Source organism: Novosphingobium sp. BL-S-21 (assembly GCF_055521655.1).
The window spans coordinates 1266858-1281051 of the sequence record NZ_CM145496.1; the positions used below are offsets into that span (position 1 = coordinate 1266858).

Genomic DNA, 14194 nt, shown 5'->3' on the forward strand with positions numbered 1-14194 from the left:
GTTCTCTTTTTGTTCATATGGATCTCATGCGAGTTCCTGGGCCAATCCAAAAGGGAAGAGGTGCCGTCAGCGGCCAGGCCAGCCGGCGTTTCAACCTGCCGCAGCGGGAGAGCGACGGGGACTGGATGGATGCCGCGGAAGAGATCGACGGTCCGGCGCGGAACCCGGCCACGACGGTTACCGAGGAGCATCCTCGCTCGATCCTGTCGTTCAACAAGTCTCCGGACATCCCTTTCGACCGCTCGATCAACGCTTACCGGGGATGCGAGCATGGCTGCATCTACTGCTTCGCGCGGCCGACCCACGCCTATCACGACCTTTCCCCCGGCCTCGATTTCGAAACGAAGCTCTTCGCCAAGCCGGATGCGGCACGGTTGCTGCGCCAGACCCTGGCGAAGCCTGGCTATCGCCCCGCTCCCATTGCCATGGGCACCAATACCGACCCCTACCAGCCGATCGAAAGCCGCTATCGGATCACTCGCAGTGTGCTCGAAGTCTGCCTGGAAACGCGGCATCCGGTAACGATCACCACCAAATCGGACCGGGTTCTGCAAGATCTCGACCTGATCGCGGAACTGGCCAGGCTGAAGCTGGTGGAAGTGGGCATATCGGTGACGAGCATGGATCCCAAGCTTTCGCGCCTGCTGGAGCCGCGAGCGGCTGCGCCTGCCAAGCGAATCGCCGCGCTGGGGCGTCTGGCGGACGCGGGCGTGCCCGCCCACGTTTCGATTGCGCCGGTCATTCCCTCGATCACCGATCAGTTCCTCGAAGACATACTTCATGCCGCGAAGGATAAGGGTATCGACCGCGCGACATGGATCATGGTCCGCTTGCCCCACGAAGTGGCACCCCTGTTCCGCGAATGGCTGGATGTGCATTTTCCGGATCGGGCAGGCAAAGTCATGGCCACGATCCAATCTCTGCGCGGCGGCCGCGACAACGATCCGGATTTCTTCACCCGCATGCGCCCCACCGGCGTCTGGGCCGATCTGTTCCGCAGGCGATTCAAGGTGGCAATGACCCGCATGGGATTCTCGAAACCGGCGATCCTGCTGGACAGCACGGCCTTCCGCCGGCCGTCGCTGGACGGTCAACTTTCGCTGCTATAGCCTTCGTTTCGAAATACAGGTGGAGGCTGATTCCATGTTGCTGGCAACTCTCGCTCTTTTGGCCGCCACCGTCGCGCCGGCGGCTTCCATCCCAGCCGCTCCGCCTACCTCTGCCTCTGCCCCCGCCGACCCTGTCGAGACAACTCGCATCGCAGCCGCACCGCCGGCCTTCCGCGCGCTTTCCTGCGCCCGGGGATGCCTTTCCGCCATCGAGGCGGTAACGTATGCCTCCTACCTCGGCGAAAAAGCCGGGGTGGCCGGCATGTTCGAAATGCCCGTCGTCGAAGTCGGGCAGCAGAACGGACTGTTCTACCTCAACTCCGAAGACGACTACCGCGACCGCAATTGCCTGACCGTGGCCATGACGCCTGCGGCTATGCAGGCCTTCATCGGCACGGTCGATCTCGACCAAGTCCGCAAGCGGCTTCAGAAGCGCCGGATCGTGGTGCGCGGGGTTGCCCAGCAGGTGCGGATCAACTTTTCCTCCGACGGCACGCCCTCCGGCAAGTACTATTACCAGGTCCATGTCCGCGTCGGTGAAGCGAGCCAGGTGCGCGTGACCGTCTGAGGCGCTCCGCAACCGAAAACCATCCTCGCGCGTTCCCTGCCCAACGATAAAAATGGACAGGAGGCTGTCATGGCCGATGAAACCGTAACGACCGAACGCGCGCCCGAAGCTCCGACCACCACCACGACGATCATCCGCGAACGCGGATCATCGGGAGGAGCGACGGGCATCGTGATGGCGCTGATCCTGCTGATCGCGGTTGTCGGCGGCATCTACCTCTTCAGCAAGGGCACGCAGAGCGAAACCGCCAAGGACGATGCCATCACCGAAGCGGCCAACAATGTCGGCTCGGCCGCGAACAAGGTCGGCAACGCGGCAGAGAACGCTGCCGACAACGTCCAGAAGAACGACGGTAACTGAGGGCCCCTGCTGAACGGTCAATCCGGCAGGCGATAACCCCGGAAACGTTCGCGCAGGTCTTTCTTGCTGATCTTCCCGCTGCCGGTGTGGGGTATGTCGGACACGAATTCGATCGCGTCCGGCAACCACCACCTGGCCACCCGGCCCGCCAGGAATGCCAATAGCTGACGCTCGTCGATCGCGCTTTCCGGTCTGCGGATGACGACCAGCAGCGGCCGCTCGTCCCATTTTGGATGCGCAATGCCGATGGCCGCCGCTTCCATGACATCGGGATGCGCCACGGCGGCATTTTCCAGTTCGACCGAACTGATCCACTCGCCGCCGGATTTTATGAGATCTTTGGTGCGATCCGTGATCCGCAAGGCGCCGTCGGGCTGGATCGCGGCCACGTCGCCGGTATCGAACCACTGATCGCTGTCTACGCAGTCCTCCTCGGCACCGAAATAGCGGCGTACGGTCCAGGCACCGCGCACTTGCAGGGCGCCGGACGATGCCCTGCCCTCCGCTCCGATGCCCCCTACCTCGATGCCGTCTGCCTCGCCGCCTGCCTTCTCCTCTCCGGCGAGAGGGACGATGCGGACTTCGCTGCCGTAGAGCGGGCGGCCCTGGAAGCTCTTGACCAGGACCTGCTCCTCGAAGGTCATATCGTCCCATCCGGCCGGTTCGTAAGTGACCGTTGCGATCGGCGAGGTTTCCGTCATGCCCCAAGCCTGGACCACGCGCACGCCGGCACGCATCAGCCGCTCGACCACGCTCGGCGGTACGGCGGCGCCGCCCGAAAGAGCCTGGCGGATAGGCGGCATGTCCCTGCCCGTGCTGTCGAGGTGCGCGAACATCGAGAACCAGACGGTCGGTACCCCGGCCACATGGGTGACCGCTTCGTTTCGCAGGAGATCGCAGAGCGTCTCAGCCTCGCTGGTCTGGCACCAGACCATCTTCGCGCCGACCGCGGCGCAGGCCCAGGGCAGCCCCCAATCGTTCGCATGAAACATCGGCACCACCGGCAGGACGCAGGATCGCGGCTCCAGGGCCAGGCAGGACGGCGCGATGATCGCCAGGGTGTGAAGCACGTTGGAGCGGTGGGAATAGAGCACGCCCTTGGGATGCCCGGTCGTGCCGCTGGTATAGCACAGCATGCAGGCATCGCGCTCGGCTCCCGGCGTCCAGAGCGCCCGGCCGTCCTCCAGCCCGATCCAGTCATCGAAACAGGGCCCGAATGCCGCCGAATCGAAGCAGATGGCATGGGCGATGGAGGGGCAGCGCGGCAGCAGGCGTTCGACGATGGACTGGAACGCCGCGTCGTAGATCAAGACGCGGTCGGATGCGTCGTTGACGATCCAGGCGAGCTGTTCCTCGAAAAGCCGAGGGTTGAGGGTGTGGAGCACACAGCCCGCGCCGGTCACCCCGAACCAGGCCGCAAGGTGCCGCCCGTGGTTCATTGCCAGCGTCGCCACGCGGTCTCCGGGATAGATGTCCAGCCGCCGCAGCGCCTGCACCATCTTCAGGGCATCGTGCCTGATGCCGGCCCAGTCCGTTCGGGTTTCGCTGCCGTCGACCCAGTGCGTGACGATCTCGCGCGTGCCGTGCTCGCGCGCGGCGTGATCGAGCAACCCCGTCACGCGAAGGTCCCATTCCTGCATCGCGCCAAGCATCGGGTGCCTCCCCTCTTCCTGCAGCTGCCCCCGTGGAGGAGGGCCCGCCAAGGCAAAAGGTAGGTGCAGTTTGCCCCTGATAGCAAGCCGCCGCGACCGGCCGCGCGGCGGACGGACGGATCGGGGGGGTATGCCGTCAGGCCGCGCGGCGAAGGCCTTCCGGCCCCCTTCGTGCGATCAGCGACACGTTGGAAATCCCTGCCACACTGGCAAGATGCTCGGCGAATTCGCCGTCGAGCGCGAAATCCCGTCCCAGCCGGACTTTCTGCCGGCGCCCCTCGCCCAGATCCAGCACTGCCACCACTTCACCGCAGCCCGGCGCTCCCGGCCGCATGAGCATCGCCAGTTCCTGCACGGCTTCCACCCGGTCTATGTCGAGCGTGAGCAGCATGCGGGCCCCCGCCTTCACTTCGTTGAGCGGCCGCGCGCCCCGCACCGTCACACGCGGCGGTTCGTCCGGGCTGGGGCTGTCGAGTTCGACGTTGAGCAGCACGCATGCGCCCTCTTTCGACCATCTGACGAAGTTCTCGACCAGGCTTTCCTCGAAGCAGGAGGCAGAGAAATTGCCCGACTGGTCCGAGAAGTCGGCCATGACGAAGTCCTTGCCGCGGCGCGTCTTCCGCTTCTGCACGTTCTCGACCATGGCCGCCATGACCGCATCCGTGCGCCCTGCCCCGCCGCCGTTCATGAGGCTGGAATAGGTCCGCGCCCCGTTGGCCGAGGCCACGGCGCGGAACTGCTCCACCGGATGAGCGGCGAAGTAGAAGCCGAAAGTCTCCCGCTCCTTGGCCATCTGGTCCATGCGGTTCCAAGGGTCCGCATCCACGAAGCGCAAGCCCTGCTCGACATGATCGTCCCCGCCGAACAGGCCATGCTGGGCGCTGTTCCGCTCTCGCGAGGAGCGATCCGCTTCCGCCAGCAGGGTATCGGCATTGGCCAGGACTTTGGCGCGATTCGGCTCCAGGGCGTCGAAAGCGCCGGCAGCGGCCAGGCTTTCGAGCTGGCGGCGATTCATCGAGCCGGCCGGTGCCCGTCTGAACACGTCGTCGAGGCTGACGAACTTGCCGTTCGCCTCGCGCTCGGCGACGATGGCGTCCATCGCCTTCTCGCCGACATTGCGAATACCCGCGAGGGCATAGCGCACCGCGTGGCTGTCCGGCGTTTCCTCCACGCAGAATTCGGCTTCCGACATGTTGATGTCGGGCGCTGCGAGCTGAATGCCGTTGCGCCGGGCGTCATCGACGAAGATCGCGAGCTTTTCCGACTGGTGCATGTCGAAGCACATCGAGGCGGCGTAGAATTCGTGCGGGTAATGCGCCTTGAACCAGGCGGTGTGATAGGCGAGCAGCGCGTAGGCGGCGGCGTGCGACTTGTTGAAGCCGTAGCCGGCAAACTTGTCGATCAAGTCGAACAGTTCGTTGGCCTTGCCCGCCTCGATCCCGGAAACCTCCTTGCAGCCATCGACGAAGCGCTGGCGCTGCTTGTCCATCTCCGCCTGGACCTTCTTGCCCATGGCGCGGCGCAGAAGGTCGGCATCGCCGAGCGAATAACCTGCCAGGATCTGCGCGGCCTGCATGACCTGTTCCTGATAGACGAAGATCCCGTAGGTCTCGCCTAGGATACCGGCCAGCTTGTCGTGCGGATACTCGATCGATTCGAGCCCGTTCTTGCGCCTGCCGAACAGCGGGATGTTGTCCATCGGGCCGGGACGGTAGAGCGAGACGAGCGCGATGATGTCACCGAAATTGGTGGGCTTCACGGCCGCCAGCGTGCGGCGCATACCTTCCGATTCCAGCTGGAACACGCCCACGGTGTCGCCGCGCTTCAGCAGTTCGTAAACGGCCGCATCGTCCCAGGCGAGCGTCGAGAGGTTGATCGTGATGCCGCGCCGTTCCAGCAGGTCGCAGGCCTTCTTCAGCACTGAAAGCGTCTTCAGGCCGAGGAAGTCGAACTTGACGAGGCCGGTATCCTCCACCGACTTCATGTCGAACTGCGTCACCGGCATGTCCGAGCGCGGGTCGCGGTAGAGCGGCACCAGTTGCGCCAGCGGACGGTCGCCGATGACGACGCCCGCCGCGTGGGTCGACGAGTTGCGCGGCAGACCCTCCAGCTGGACCGCCAGGTCGACCAGGCGCTTCACCTCGCGGTCGACATCGTATTCGCGGCGGAATTCCGCGACGGGCGGATCCTTGGTGACGCCATGCTGCTTGCGGCCATGCAGCGCATCGGTGAGCGTCCACGGGTCGGTCGGATGGTTCGGCACCATCTTGCAGAGACTGTCGACGCGGCCGTAGCCCATCTGCAGGATGCGGCCGCAGTCGCGCAGCACGGCGCGGGCCTTCATCTTACCGAAAGTGATGATCTGGGCGACGTGATCGTGCCCGTACTTGCGCTGGACGTAGCGGATCACCTCGCCGCGGCGGGTTTCGCAGAAGTCGATGTCGAAGTCCGGCATCGAGACGCGTTCCGGGTTCAGGAAGCGTTCGAACAGCAGGCCCAGCTTCAGGGGATCGAGGTCAGTGACGGTCAGCGCCCAGGCGACCAGCGAACCCGCGCCCGAACCACGGCCCGGCCCCACCGGAATGTCGTTGTCCTTGGCCCACTTGATGAAGTCGGCAACGATCAGGAAGTAGCCGGGGAAGCCCATGCCGACGATGATCTGCACCTCGAAATCGAGGCGCTTGGCATAGTCTAGGAAATCCTCGGTGACGCCGCGCTCGGCCAGTTCGCGATAGGCGGCTTCGCGCTCTTCGCCCTGAAGGGCCATGGCGGCATCGAGTTCTTCCTCGGTAACGTCCGGCCAATAGGGCGCGAGACGGCTGGCAAGGCCGGCGCGGGAATTGTCCGCCAGCATCCGCGCCTCGCCCTCAAGGTCGCCGGCAAGGCTGGGCAGCAGCGGCTTGCGGCGCGGCGGCATGTAGGCGCAGCGCTGCGCGACGACGAGCGTATTGGCCAGCGCCTCGGGCAGGTCCGCGAACAGCTCCCGCATCGTCTCCGCGGGCTTGACCCAGCGTTCGGACGAGGACCTGGGACGCTCCGGCGCGTCGACTTGGGTGGAATTGGCGATGCAGAGCATGGCATCGTGCGCGGCGTGGAACTGCGCTTCGGCATATTGCGCGGGGTTAGTGCCGACGAGGGGAATATCGCGCGCATAGGCCAGCGCGATCAGGTCTTCCTCGCTCTCGTCCTCGACTTGCTCGCCGGTGCGGGTGATCTCGATATAGAGCCGGTCGCCGAACAGGGCTTGCAGGCTGTCGCAATAGCTTTCCGCGGCTTCGAACTTGCCCGCCGCATAGAGCCGGGTCAGCGCGCCCTCGCTGCCTCCGGTCAGGCAGATCAGGCCATCGGTGTGGCCGCGCAGTGATTCCAGCGTGACATGCGGGTCGAGCTCCAGCGGACGCTCCAGGTGCGCGCGGCTGACGAGATCGCACAAGTTCAGCCAGCCGGCCTCGCTCTGGGCGAAAAGCGCGAGCCAGTCGATCGACAGGTCTTGTCCCTGTGCCACCACCCCCGGCCGCGCGACGGCGAGGAAGGTGCCGACGATGGGCTGGACGCCGGCTCCCTTGCAGGCCTGCGCGTAAGTGGGGGCACCGTAGAGACCGTTACGGTCGCAGATGGCGGCGGCCGGAAACTTGCGTTCCTTGGCCAGCTTCGCCGCGGCCTTGGGATCGATCGCGCCGTCCAGCATCGTGAAACTTGAGAAGATGCGCAGAGGTACGAAGGATGCATGGGCCATCCGGGGAATTTAGGCATTGCCCTATGCCCCGATCAAGGCGCGTCTGGGGATAAGCCGGGGGAAAGGGATCGCGATGGCTCCGAAACGGTCCGGTCTCGCGCCGGATGGCTGGATTCCGACGAGCGGGTACAGGCCCTGCTGCTGTCGGAGCGCCTTGAAAGTCGGGCGGAATCGCGTCATGTTCGGCCCGTTCCTGTCCTTGCCGGAAGTCCCGACCCGGTGTCTTCAAGAACCATTGATTCATGCACAACCCACGCCGTTTTCGGCGTTTTCGTCTTATGCCGGATCGGCTGTTCTGGAGACGTGTGAATGAAGTTCGCCTATCTCGCTTTCGTTCCCCTGCTGCTCGCACCGGAAGGCCTGCTGCCTCTGGAGTTCGCAGCCATGGCACAGCAGAATCGTCCCGGCGGATCGCAGGGCCAGGGCGCGCGGCCACCGTCGGGTGGTTCGAATCGCCCCTCCGGCCCCGGCCAGCCCGGCGCGGGGGGAAGCCGCCCGCAACCGCAACCGCAGCCCACCCGCCCCGGCGGCAACCAGACGCAGCCGAGTCGGCCCGGTGGCGGCAACGACAATCGGCCGGGACAACCGGGCGGCGGCAATCGACCGGGGCAACCCGGTGGAGACCATCGCCCCGGCCAGCCCGGCAATGGCAATCGCCCAGGGCAGCCGGGTGGCAACTATCGCCCGGGCCAGCCGGGCAGCGGCAACCGCCCCGGCCAACCGGGCTATCCGCGTCCGCCCGTCGTCTCTCAGCCCCATCGTCCGGGCGCAGGAAGGCCGAGCACGTTCCGCCCGATGCGCGCGCCGCCGTACCGCTATCCGCGGGGCTACAGCTACCGGCGATGGACGGTGCGGATGGTCCTGCCGGCCATCTTCCTGTCCTCGGCCTATCTGTTCCAGGACTATTCGATGGTCGGCGTCGGCCCGCCGCCGCCGGGCTATTACTGGGTGCGCTACGGCCCCGACCTGCTGCTGGTGAACCGCACCACGCGCCGCGTGGTCGATGTGATCTACAACGCCTTCTACTATTGAGCCGGATGGCAGGACGAAAGAAGGCGCTGCTCGCTCAGAGCAGCGCCTCGATGTCCTTTTCCAGGCTTTCCGGCTTATCGGTGGGAGCGTAGCGACGCACGACCTTGCCATCGCGGCCGATCAGGAACTTGGTGAAGTTCCATTTCACGGACTTGCTGCCGAGCAGACCCGGCGCTTCGCGCTTCAACCATGTCCAGATGGGCGCGGCATCGTCTCCATTGACGTCCACTTTGCCCATGAGCGGGAACGAGAGGCCGAAGTTCACTTCGCAGAACGAGGCGATGTCCTCGGCCGAGCCTGGTTCCTGCCCGCCGAACTGATTGCACGGGAAGGCGATGACCTCGAAGCCGCGGTCCCGATATTTCTGCCAGAGCGCTTCCAGTCCGGCATATTGCGGCGTGAAACCGCACTTGCTGGCCGTGTTGACCACAAGCAGCACTTGGCCGAGCCTGTCGGCGAGACTTACCGTCTCACCGCCGGGCAAGGCCACTTCGAAATCCGCAATCGTTCGGAGATCAGCTGGTGACGCCATGGGGGAAGTCCGTCCTTCGATAAAGACGGCGTATGTCCCCGATTTCCAGCAGCCTGTCACCGTCCTTCTGAACGGAATAATTCACCTGATCCGCCTCTGGGAGGTGCATCACATAGCGAATCAGATTGGCCACCGTATCTCGGCGTATCGCCTTGAATACGTTGAACAGACCACTGCCATCAGTGGCCTTGTGCAGTTCCGCACCGTCGTTCCATCCGGGGCTGTCGCCAGCCGGAATGCCTTGGATGGTGGTGGGAAAGTCGCTCATATGTTGCTCCTTTCGCGCGTCTTGCCTCGGCCCATGAAACGCGCAGGAATCGCGCAATGTTCCCTGAGCTTTATCCCGGCCGGGTCAGGCCAGCACCCCTTCGTGGAGTCTTACCACCCGGTCCATAGCTGCAGCCAGCCGCTCGTTGTGGGTAGCCACAAGCGCCGCGCTGCCCTGTCCGCGCACCAGTTCGAGGAACTGCGCGAACACAGTGTCGGCGGTGGTCTCGTCGAGATTGCCGGTCGGTTCGTCGGCCAGCACCAGGCGCGGCTTGTTGGCCAGGGCACGGGCCACGGCGACGCGCTGCTGCTCGCCGCCCGAGAGCTTGCTCGGCCGGTGTTCGAGGCGCTGCCCCAACCCCAGCGCGCTCAGCAATTCGCGCGCGCGCTCCTCGCACTCCTCGCGCGGCTTGCCGGTGATGAGCTGCGGCAGGACCACATTCTCGATCGCGTTGAAGTCCGGCAGGAGGTGGTGGAACTGGTAGACAAAGCCGATATGGTCGCGCCGAACCGCCGCGCGGCGGTCCTTGCCGAGCTTCGACGCATCGATGCCGGCAATCTCGATTCGCCCGCCGAAACCGCCTTCGAGAAGGCCGATGGCCTGGAGCATGGTCGACTTGCCCGAACCCGAAGGCCCGAGCAGGGCAACGATCTCTCCGGGGCGAACGTCGAGGTCCACGCCGCGCAGGACATCGATGGTCACGCCGCCCTGCTCGAAGCTGCGCGTCAGCTTGTCGAGGCGGACGACCGCTCCATTGGCGGAGGCATGGGCAGTGTCATTCATAGCGCAGCACCTGCACGGGATCGGTGCTCGCCGCCTTGAAGGCGGGATAGAGCGTGGCGAGAAAACTGAAGATCAGGGCCATCACGCAGATCACCGCGATTTCCACGGGGTCCGGGCGCGAGGGCAACTCGGTCAGGAACCGGATCGAGGGATCCCAGAGGTTCTGGCCGGTCACGATCTCCACGAAATGAACGATGGGTTGGCGGAAGTAGAGGAACACGATGCCCAGCAGCACGCCCGCCAGTGTTCCCAGCACGCCGATGCAGAAGCCGGTCGTCACGAAAACCTTGAGCAGCGAACGCCGGGTCGCTCCCATCGTCCGCAGGATCGCGATGTCGCGCGTCTTGGCACGTACCAGCATGATCAGCGAGGACAGGATGTTGAACACGGCCACCAGCACGATGATCGAGAGCACGACGAACATCGCCACGCGCTCCACCGCCAGCGCCTCGAACAGCGAGGCGTTGATGGTCTTCCAGTCGGTTACGATGGCGCGGCCCTTCAACTGCCGTTCCAGCGGCGCGATGATCTCGCCCACGCGGTCCGGGTGGGTAGTCGTCACCTCGATCATGCCGATGGTGTCGCCCGTGAGCATCAGCGTCTGTGCGTCCTTCATCGGCATCACGACATAGGCCTTGTCGTAATCGTAGATGCCGATCTCGAAGATGGCAGCGACACGATAGGCGATCTGGCGCGGGACGGTGCCGAACGGCGTCGAGCGACCGAGCGGGTTCATCACGGTGATCGTATCGCCGACTTGCGCGCCGAGATTCTGCGCGAGCTGCGACCCGATAGCTACGTTGTCGCTGCCGGGAACCAGTTCTCCGAGATTGCCCGCCTGCACCTTCTCGCGCAGGCGCGCGATATCCTCATTGGTGTTACCCCGCACCAGTACGCCTTCGACGCGGCCGTTGAAGGTGGTCACCAGCGGCTGTTCGATCAGCGGCGAGGCCTTGACCACGCCCGGAGTCGCGCGGACATCCTTCAGCACGCTGTGCCAGTCGTCCAGCCGGCCGCCATAGGCCTGGATGATCGCATGGCCGTTCAGCCCCACGATCTTGTCGAACAGTTCCGCGCGGAAGCCGTTCATGACGCTCATGACGATGACCAGCGCGGCGACGCCCAGCATCACGGCCACCAGGCTGATGCCGGCAACCAGGGCAATGAAGCGCTCGCCCTTTCCGGGCAGCATGTAGCGCTTGGCGATGGTCCATTCGAAAGGGGATAGGATCAAGCGACGGGTCCGTCTGTGATCGGGCAGATGGCCCGGCATTAAGCAGAAGTAGGAAGACTGGCAAGCTGATCGCCTGCCCGAGGTGACGCGGTGCTGAACGCACAGGCAAAAGTCCAGAGAGCCCCAACGGTCGATCACAATGCTTCTGAGAGGCCCCGGTTCCCGCGGATCGGGGCTGTCATTATGCCGTCACGAAGCTGGCGCAGACGCCCTTGCCGAACCGGAGGCGTTCGACCCCCTTGCATTTACGGGCAACACGCTCCAAATGCGCGGGCGATTTTGGCGCGCCAGCAGCCCGGACGACATCCATGAACATGACACATCCCTTTCGAGACGCCGACGGGGACAAGCTGCGCGAAGAGTGCGGCGTTTTCGGCGTAATCGGCTCCAAGGACGCGGCGAACATCGCCGCGGCCGGGCTTCACTCCTTGCAGCACCGCGGCCAGGAGGCCGTGGGCATTACCAGCTTCAGCGGCGAGGAGTTCCACTCCCACCGCGGCCTCGGCCACGTGGCGCAGGTGTTCTCCCAGCGCGAGCTGGATACCCTGCCCGGCACCATGGCTTCCGGCCATGTCCGCTATGCCACGACCGGCGGATCCGGGCTGCGCAACGTGCAGCCGCTCTTCGCCGATCTCGCCGCGGGCGGTTTCGCGATCGCCCATAACGGCAACATTTCCAACGCGATGACGCTGAAGCGCGATCTCGTGTCGAAAGGCTCGATCTTCCAGTCGACCTCCGACACCGAGGTGATCATCCACCTCGTCGCCACCAGCCGCTATCCCACGCTGCTCGACCGGTTCGTAGACGCGCTGCGCATGGTGGAAGGCGCCTATTCGCTCATCTGCATGACGGCAGAGGGCATGATCGCCTGCCGCGATCCGTTGGGCATCCGCCCGCTGGTCATGGGCCGCATCGGTGACGCCACCGTGTTCGCCTCGGAAACCGTGGCCTTCGACGTGATCGGCGCCGAATTCATCCGCTCGATCGAGCCGGGCGAACTGGTCCAGGTCGATCACAAGGGCACGATCTCCAGCCACCGCCCCTTCGGCAATCCGGCCCCGCGCCCCTGCATTTTCGAGCACGTCTACTTCAGCCGACCCGATTCGGTGATGGACGGCCGCTCGGTCTACCAGGTGCGCAAGCAGATCGGCATGGAACTGGCCAAGGAAGCGCCGGCCGCCGCCGATGTGGTGATCCCGGTTCCCGACAGCGGCGTGCCTGCCGCCATCGGTTATGCCCAGCAATCGGGCATTCCCTTCGAGCTCGGCATCATCCGCTCGCACTATGTCGGCCGCACCTTCATCCAGCCGGGTGACGCGGCCCGCCACGCGGACGTGAAGCGCAAGCACAATGCCAACCGCGCCATCGTCGAAGGCAAGCGCATCATCCTGATCGACGATTCGATCGTGCGCGGCACCACCTCGATGAAGATCGTCGAGATGATGCGCGACGCGGGCGCTGCCGAAGTGCACATGCGCATCGCCAGCCCGCCGACCGAGCATTCGTGCTTCTACGGCGTCGACACGCCGGAACGTTCGAAGCTGCTGGCCGCCAACATGGACATCCAGGCCATGGCGGACTTCATCAAGGCCGACAGCCTCGCCTTCGTCTCGATCGACGGTCTCTACCGTGCGGTCGGCGAGGAAAAGCGCAACAAGAAGCGCCCGCAGTTCTGCGATGCCTGCTTCTCGGGCGAATATCCCACCAAGCTGACGGACTTCGCCGAGCGTTTCTCCGGGGAGCTCAACGCAGCGTGAGCGAAAGTATTGGCGGCAAGCCGTTCGAAGGTCAGGTCGCGCTCGTCACCGGCTCCAGCCGGGGGATCGGTGCGGCCACCGCGCTCGCACTCGCTTCGGCGGGCGCACACGTCCTGTTGACGGGGCGCGACACCAAGGCACTGGAAGCGATCGAGGACCGGATCTACCAGGCCGGCGGCGCGGCGACGATCGCGCCGGTCGACCTCGTTGAATCGGACGGCATCGCCCGCCTGGCGACCGCCGTGTCGCAGCGCTGGGGTAAGCTCGACATTCTCGTCGCCAATGCCGCGGTCCTGCCGGAACTGACGAGCGTGGCCGATATCGACCAGCGCGCTTTCAACAAGGCACTCACCACGAATGTCCTCGCCACGCAGGCACTGATCGCCAATTTCGATCCGCTGCTGCGCAAGAGCGATGATGCGCGCCTGATCGGCATGACCTCCACCGTTGCCACCGCGCCCCGCGCGTTCTGGGGCGCCTATGCCGCTACCAAGGCCGCGTTCGAGGTTCTGCTGGATTGCTATGCGCAGGAAAGCCGCAATATCGCGAAGCTGCGGGTGGCCATCGTCAACCCCGGTGCCACCCGCACGGCGATGCGTGCCCGTGCCTATCCGGGCGAAGCGCCGGCATCGGTGAAACCGCCCGAAGCCGTGGCTGAAAGGCTTGTCTCGCTGCTGGCGGAACCCTTCGAAAGCGGCCACCGCGAGACCATTCCCGCCGATTTTTAACCACATGATTTAATGCGGTGGTAACTCTTTCCTGATTTCTTCCCATTGACGGCGTATCATGCACGCCGCTCCAATGTACGGGTCTCGGGACAATGACAACAAAATCCCCGCAAGACATCTACGAACTCGCTGCCCAGGAAGACCGCAGCGCGATTCGCCTGCGAATCTCGATTCCGGCCGGTTTCCGGGCATCGGGCACCAAGGGTTTCCAGACGGCCGTGCGCGATCTCTCGCTTTCCGGCTTCTCGGCCACGGCGATCAGCCGCATTCACCCCGGCACGTACTGCTGGCTGACGCTGCCCGGAATGGAAGCCCTGCCCGCGCGAGTCATCTGGTGGGAAGACGGGCTGGTCGGCTGCGCGTTCGAGCAGCTGCTGAACCCGATTATTCTGGAAAACGTGCTTGCGCGGTGGCGCGGCCAGGGAAGCTGAGCGC

Annotated in this window: 13 protein-coding genes; 7 read left to right on the top strand and 6 right to left on the bottom strand. The window is 64.9% G+C overall.

Annotated elements, in window-relative coordinates:
* Positions 1 to 26: 26 nt before the first annotated feature.
* The 3 genes from ACZ1J6_RS14355 (at position 27) to ACZ1J6_RS14365 (ending at position 2037) form a co-directional block, all read left to right on the top strand.
* On the top strand, positions 27 to 1109 hold the full coding sequence (locus ACZ1J6_RS14355) for a PA0069 family radical SAM protein (RefSeq protein ID WP_465128162.1): 1083 nt from the start codon (positions 27 to 29) through the stop codon (positions 1107 to 1109).
* Between the two features lie 34 nt (positions 1110 to 1143).
* A complete protein-coding gene (locus ACZ1J6_RS14360) occupies positions 1144 to 1677 on the top strand; it encodes a hypothetical protein (RefSeq protein WP_465128163.1) in 534 nt (177 codons plus the stop codon).
* A 69-nt stretch (positions 1678 to 1746) separates the two neighbouring features.
* Complete coding sequence (locus ACZ1J6_RS14365) at positions 1747 to 2037, top strand: hypothetical protein (RefSeq protein ID WP_132263733.1); 291 nt, start codon at positions 1747 to 1749, stop codon at positions 2035 to 2037.
* Positions 2038 to 2054: 17 nt separating this feature from the next.
* On the opposite strand, the gene ACZ1J6_RS14370 is transcribed toward ACZ1J6_RS14365, so the two are convergent.
* Positions 2055 to 3689, bottom strand: a complete 1635-nt coding sequence (locus tag ACZ1J6_RS14370; protein ID WP_465128164.1) for a long-chain fatty acid--CoA ligase — start codon at positions 3687 to 3689, stop codon at positions 2055 to 2057.
* 136 nt (positions 3690 to 3825) lie between these two features.
* Positions 3826 to 7425, bottom strand: a complete 3600-nt coding sequence (gene dnaE, locus ACZ1J6_RS14375; protein ID WP_465128165.1) for a DNA polymerase III subunit alpha — start codon at positions 7423 to 7425, stop codon at positions 3826 to 3828.
* Positions 7426 to 7734: 309 nt separating this feature from the next.
* On the opposite strand from dnaE, the gene ACZ1J6_RS14380 reads away from it, so the two are divergent.
* Positions 7735 to 8457 (top strand): RcnB family protein, encoded by a 723-nt coding sequence (locus ACZ1J6_RS14380; protein WP_465128166.1) that lies wholly within the window; start codon positions 7735 to 7737, stop codon positions 8455 to 8457.
* Positions 8458 to 8491: 34 nt separating this feature from the next.
* Here ACZ1J6_RS14380 and ACZ1J6_RS14385 read toward each other — a convergent pair whose 3' ends face one another.
* The 4 genes from ACZ1J6_RS14385 to ACZ1J6_RS14400 form a co-directional block, all read right to left on the bottom strand.
* Complete coding sequence (locus ACZ1J6_RS14385) at positions 8492 to 8989, bottom strand: glutathione peroxidase (RefSeq protein ID WP_134095354.1); 498 nt, start codon at positions 8987 to 8989, stop codon at positions 8492 to 8494.
* Entirely contained in the window at positions 8973 to 9257 is a 285-nt protein-coding gene (locus ACZ1J6_RS14390) for a hypothetical protein (RefSeq protein WP_132263740.1), read from the bottom strand. The genes ACZ1J6_RS14385 and ACZ1J6_RS14390 overlap by 17 nt, the downstream gene beginning before the upstream one ends.
* A gap of 84 nt (positions 9258 to 9341) precedes the next feature.
* Positions 9342 to 10040: an ABC transporter ATP-binding protein gene (locus ACZ1J6_RS14395; protein WP_132263742.1), complete on the bottom strand. Its 699-nt coding sequence runs from the start codon at positions 10038 to 10040 to the stop codon at positions 9342 to 9344.
* The gene (locus ACZ1J6_RS14400) at positions 10033 to 11274 is read right to left on the bottom strand and encodes a lipoprotein-releasing ABC transporter permease subunit (protein WP_465128167.1); all 1242 of its coding nucleotides are present in this window, start codon (positions 11272 to 11274) and stop codon (positions 10033 to 10035) included. Before ACZ1J6_RS14400 ends, ACZ1J6_RS14395 begins: the two co-directional genes overlap by 8 nt.
* Positions 11275 to 11582: 308 nt before the next feature.
* Here ACZ1J6_RS14400 and purF point away from each other — a divergent pair, with 308 nt between their 5' ends.
* From purF to ACZ1J6_RS14415, 3 genes are all read left to right on the top strand, one after another.
* Positions 11583 to 13031, top strand: a complete 1449-nt coding sequence (gene purF / locus ACZ1J6_RS14405) for an amidophosphoribosyltransferase (protein WP_132263746.1) — start codon at positions 11583 to 11585, stop codon at positions 13029 to 13031.
* Positions 13028 to 13759: an SDR family NAD(P)-dependent oxidoreductase gene (locus tag ACZ1J6_RS14410; RefSeq protein ID WP_134095351.1), complete on the top strand. Its 732-nt coding sequence runs from the start codon at positions 13028 to 13030 to the stop codon at positions 13757 to 13759. Before purF ends, ACZ1J6_RS14410 begins: the two co-directional genes overlap by 4 nt.
* Before the next feature lie 92 nt (positions 13760 to 13851).
* The gene (locus tag ACZ1J6_RS14415; RefSeq protein ID WP_132263750.1) at positions 13852 to 14190 is read left to right on the top strand and encodes a PilZ domain-containing protein; all 339 of its coding nucleotides are present in this window, start codon (positions 13852 to 13854) and stop codon (positions 14188 to 14190) included.
* Positions 14191 to 14194: the final 4 nt, after the last annotated feature.